The organism is Rouxiella badensis (genome assembly GCF_002093665.1).
GTDB classification, from domain to species: Bacteria; Pseudomonadota; Gammaproteobacteria; order Enterobacterales; family Enterobacteriaceae; genus Rouxiella; species Rouxiella badensis.
On record NZ_MRWE01000054.1, the window covers coordinates 14,850 to 19,276 of the forward strand.

Annotated in this window: 3 protein-coding genes; 1 reads left to right on the forward strand and 2 read right to left on the reverse strand. The window is 47.5% G+C overall.

The genetic code is table 11. The features are described from left to right. Window positions 1-182: 182 nt before the first annotated feature. Entirely contained in the window at window positions 183-371 is a 189-nt protein-coding gene (locus BS640_RS21375; RefSeq protein ID WP_084913291.1) for a hypothetical protein, read from the forward strand. A gap of 354 nt (window positions 372-725) precedes the next feature. Here the strand turns inward: BS640_RS21375 and BS640_RS21380 are convergent, their stop codons facing one another. Together BS640_RS21380 and BS640_RS21385 are read right to left on the reverse strand one after the other, a co-directional pair. Next, window positions 726-2,828 (reverse strand): peptidase domain-containing ABC transporter, encoded by a 2,103-nt coding sequence (locus BS640_RS21380; protein WP_084913292.1) that lies wholly within the window; start codon window positions 2,826-2,828, stop codon window positions 726-728. Continuing rightward, window positions 2,825-3,952, reverse strand: a complete 1,128-nt coding sequence (locus tag BS640_RS21385) for an HlyD family secretion protein (protein ID WP_338153358.1) — start codon at window positions 3,950-3,952, stop codon at window positions 2,825-2,827. The genes BS640_RS21380 and BS640_RS21385 overlap by 4 nt, the downstream gene beginning before the upstream one ends. Window positions 3,953-4,427: the final 475 nt, after the last annotated feature.

Genomic DNA, 4,427 nt, shown 5'->3' on the forward strand with positions numbered 1-4,427 from the left:
TAGATAATCCTACTGCATTCGTAATTTAAGATTAAAAAAATAATTGTTAAGTTAAATGAACTACAATTTTAGAGTTGAAAGTAAATGACGCCTCGCTTGCAAGCGTTATTTAAGCAACAGCCTAGACGGTTACGTCGCGCCTTAATCGCGCATCTGAAATAATAAGTTTCGAGGATTGCAACATGAAAGAACTTATTTTGTTAGTGAATGATAAAGAGCTGGACTCTGTGGCTGGTGGCAGTTTAATTGGTGATGTAAATTTATTAGAGAATGATATAGAGCAGGGTTATGGAGCGTTTAATGTGGGTGTTGCCCAACCTGTGCTTAATGATACATTTAAAGAGGCAAACTTTGTGCTGAGTGTTATCTAGCTGGCTGCTTCCGCTGTGAGTATTACTGCAATCTAATAGAAGGGAAGTACAGTACGTACAGTTACATCACATCGGAGTAGTGGTTATATCGCTACATATTATTCCAACCCTAAGCTGGGTCAAAACCCGCTACCCATTGGATATTTTGCCACCCGCCAATGTTATTCCTCTACAGTCAGTTGGCGGGCTGGTTAATAATGACTCCAGCCGATCAAATCTGTAATTTACTCGACCCATTTGCGTTGATCATTATATTGCAAAACTCAACCCCAGAGCCTTAAAATGCCCATGCAGGTATTTCACTGCACAACGGTATTAATTGTTGGCGATATGGCCTGTGAAATAGTGATGAAATTATCCCTCTAATACAAAAACGCGATCGGCTGAGGCTACCGTGGAAGGGCGGTGAGCAATAATAATGCGGGTTATATTAAGAGCGGCAATTGAGGCATTGATGCGCGCCTCATTTTCGATGTCCAAATGGCTGGTTGCCTCATCTAAAAATAGAATGCTTGGGCGGCGGTAAAGCGCCCGCGCAATTAATAAGCGCTGTTTCTGCCCACCTGATAAACTTCCGCCCAGCTCGCTTATCAGGGTTTCATAGCCCATGGGCATCATCAGAATATCCTGGTGAATATTACAACGTTGAGCGCAGTCAATAATATGCTCTGGCTCGCGCTGTTCTTCAAATCCTGCGATATTCTCGGCGATGGACCCGGCAAACAGCGTATCATCCTGCAACACGCAGGCAATACAGGCGCGATAATTGTTAACGCCCACCTTGCTGATGTCCATACCGTTTAAGCGTACTTCGCCCGAGGTGGGCTGCAGCAACCCGCAGAGCAGCTTCATCAGCGTAGTTTTTCCCTTACCGGATGGACCGGTTATCGCTACACTTTCTCCAGCGGCAATAACAAGGTTAAGATTTTTAATCAATGGGGCTGAAAGCGCGTCATATTGAAACGACACATTTTGAACTTCCAGCGCGGCGGGTTCAGAGGTATACAGCAGCGGGCGTTCTGGCATGCAGTACTCAACGTCGTTAAGCGCAATGTCGGCGATACGCTCAGAGTGCAACGACAGCATCCGCAGTTGCAGTGCCATATTGAGCAAATTAGCCGCGCGATCAGAGAACTGGCCTCGGTAAGTGTTAAACGCCACAAACATGCCCAGCGTCATGTGGCCGTCGATCACCTGTGAAGCGCCCAGCCACAAAAGTACAATCTGGTCGAGAGTGGTAATCAGCGCATTGCCGCCGCTGTACAACATATCGAAACGCGTTTTGCGCACGTTGGCGTTGGCGATATCGATATTCATATTAAGCCATCGCTGGGCGCGATTTGGCGAGAGACCTAGCGCTTTCAACGTGCCCATGCCGTAAAGCGACTCCATAAAGTGCGAGCTGGCCCGAGCCGTTTTCACCAGCTGCTCCTCTGAAATTTGCCGGTAGCGGGGATAGGTGACCATGCGAAACAGAGTATAAAGGGTAGTAAAGCCTAAAATTACCCACACCAGCCAGCCGCCATACAGCGCCATCATAATAATTAACCCAAGCGACATAATGCCGTCCATCAGGCTGTTAACGATATTGGTGGTTAGCGTTGTACGCAGAGTGTCGAGGGAGATGAAACGTGATTGAATATCTCCGAGTTTACGCTTCTCAAAATAGGATAGTGGTAGCGCCAGCAAGTGATCAAATAGCCTCGTTTTCCACTGCACGTCGATGAGTGTGCTCATCACCAGCTGGCTCCAGGACTTGAGCATGCTGACGCCGGTGCGAAACAGTACAAAAAAAAGCAGTCCGAGGCAGATCAGGGTCAGCAGATTAACGTCCTGCGCGGGAATGACGTGGTCCATCACCAGTTGCATACCCACCGGCAGCAACAGGTTAACCGATTCGATCATTAGCGAGAAACAGAACAATTTCAGCAGCGTGGACCCAAGGCCATCGATGTTGGACATCATGCGTCGTAGATTAAGTTGGTTAAGACTTTTTTTCTGCACGAATTCTGCATCAGGCCAAAGCTCGAGGGCCACGCCGGTAAAGTGCGTTGACACCTCATGTATGCCCAGTACACGTCTTCCAAAAGCCGGATCATGCACGATAACTCGCCCACGATGCACGGCAATCAACACCACAAAGTGATTCATGTCCCAGTGTAAAATGCAGGGTGTTTTCAGTGCACCGAGTTCATCGATGTCGAGCTGTAGCGCGCGTGATTTTAGATGCAGCTGGCTGGTTATCGACATCAGTGTTTTCAGCGTTACGCCGCGGGTTGATACATCAAACTGCTGACGCAGGGTCAGCAGGTCGGCCTGCAACCGATGAAATCCGCAGACCATTGCAACGCAGGCCAAACCGCATTCAGCGGCTTCGGTCTGAATAATTTGCGGCACTTTACGGCCAAAACCAAAATGTAACTTCTGAACTAACTCATTCAACTGTTGTTTATTCATTGACTGTTCCCGCCGGAAACCGGCCCCGTAATGCTATTTTTCAGGCTGTAATAGGGTGAAAGCATCCACTGATAAAGCGGACGTTTTTCGAGAAACAGCGATAGCTGCGCCTGCATGCCGCTGGCAATCACCAAGGGTTGGCCGTGCCAGCTCAGTGCGGCCGGATCCAGCGCAATAATTGCCTTAAAATAGCTGCCGGTTACCGCGCCGTTACTGCCTCTTGGGGCGCTGAGATAGTCCTTCATCTCTTGTGCGGTGCTGGGGGCGTCGGCTAATGAGAAAATTTTTGCTGGAAACTGGCCATACTTTTCGGCGGGAAATGCGGCATAGCTTACATTCAAGCTTTCTCCAAGGGTCACGAACGGGCGACTCTCGTCGGGTAGCCAGGCCACCAGGTAAAATACGGGGTGACTGCCCGGTATCAGCTGCACCAGGCTGTCCCCGGAATTGACCATCTGACCCGGCGTGACGCTAAGTGACGAAATAATGCCTGGTGAAGGGGCCGTTATCAGCAGCATATTTTTGACATTAGCCCCTGCCAACTCGCGATCCAGGCCTTGCTGCTGATAGAGCGACTGCGAAATTTGATTATCAAATTCTGCGGCTTTAGTGACCTTGGCGCTTTGCAGGCCGCTGATTTGCAGAGATTGTTGGATAATCTGCGCGGTAAGGTTCTGATAGGCACTCTGCTGCTGGTAATAGAGATAGCGCTGATTATTCAGCTGATCGGTGGTTATCAGCCCTTTGCGCAGCGAGGTGTTGTATGAGTCCAGACTTTTTCCCATGGCGTTCAGCCCATCTTTAGACGAGGCAACCATTTGATTAAGGCCAATCTGCGCCTGTTGATACTGTTCTAACTGTTGCTGCAGATTACTGAGCGTTTCGCGTTTGTTGTTTTGCTGCTGGGTAATAATATCGTTAAGCTGCTGGCGCTGTTTATAAATAGCCGCCAGCGTTGAGGTGCTGGCATTGCCCTGCTGAGTAATACGGCTGAGGTCGATTTGATAAAGCGGCATACCGGCAGTCACTCTTTGCCCATTTTCAACAAACAGCTTTGAAATAACGCCTTGTTCGGGAGAAAAGAGATTAATAGTATGTGGCTGGGTGATGATTTCGGCATTCACACTAATGCGTCTTGTATAATTAGCGAAGATTAGAAAGCACAATAGGATGATAATAAACGCCATCGTTGATAATAAAGTTAGCCACAGCGGCCAGCCCTTAATTAATAATGCCTTACCCAGCCATTGAGCTTGCTGATGTTCGCTAACTTCCCGGCGGAACAGTGACGGCATGATGTGGCTCTATCTTCAAGGTTAATATTGGGGTATACAGTCATGAAATTGTTATTTTCATGATTGTGGGTTTGTAAACTATTATTTAATTATTTTGAATGATATATGTAACTTTCCCCACGTCACTAACGACTTGCTGTAGGTTTTCTGGCGGATTTACCACGAAACTCTCAATGGCAATATATTATTTTGTAATTAAACCATTAATTGAACCACTTGACACCATTTCAATATCACAGGATTCTAGAATTTTCATTGTAACCTCTGAAGTGGATGATAAATGCATTTTCACCCTAACGGTAAT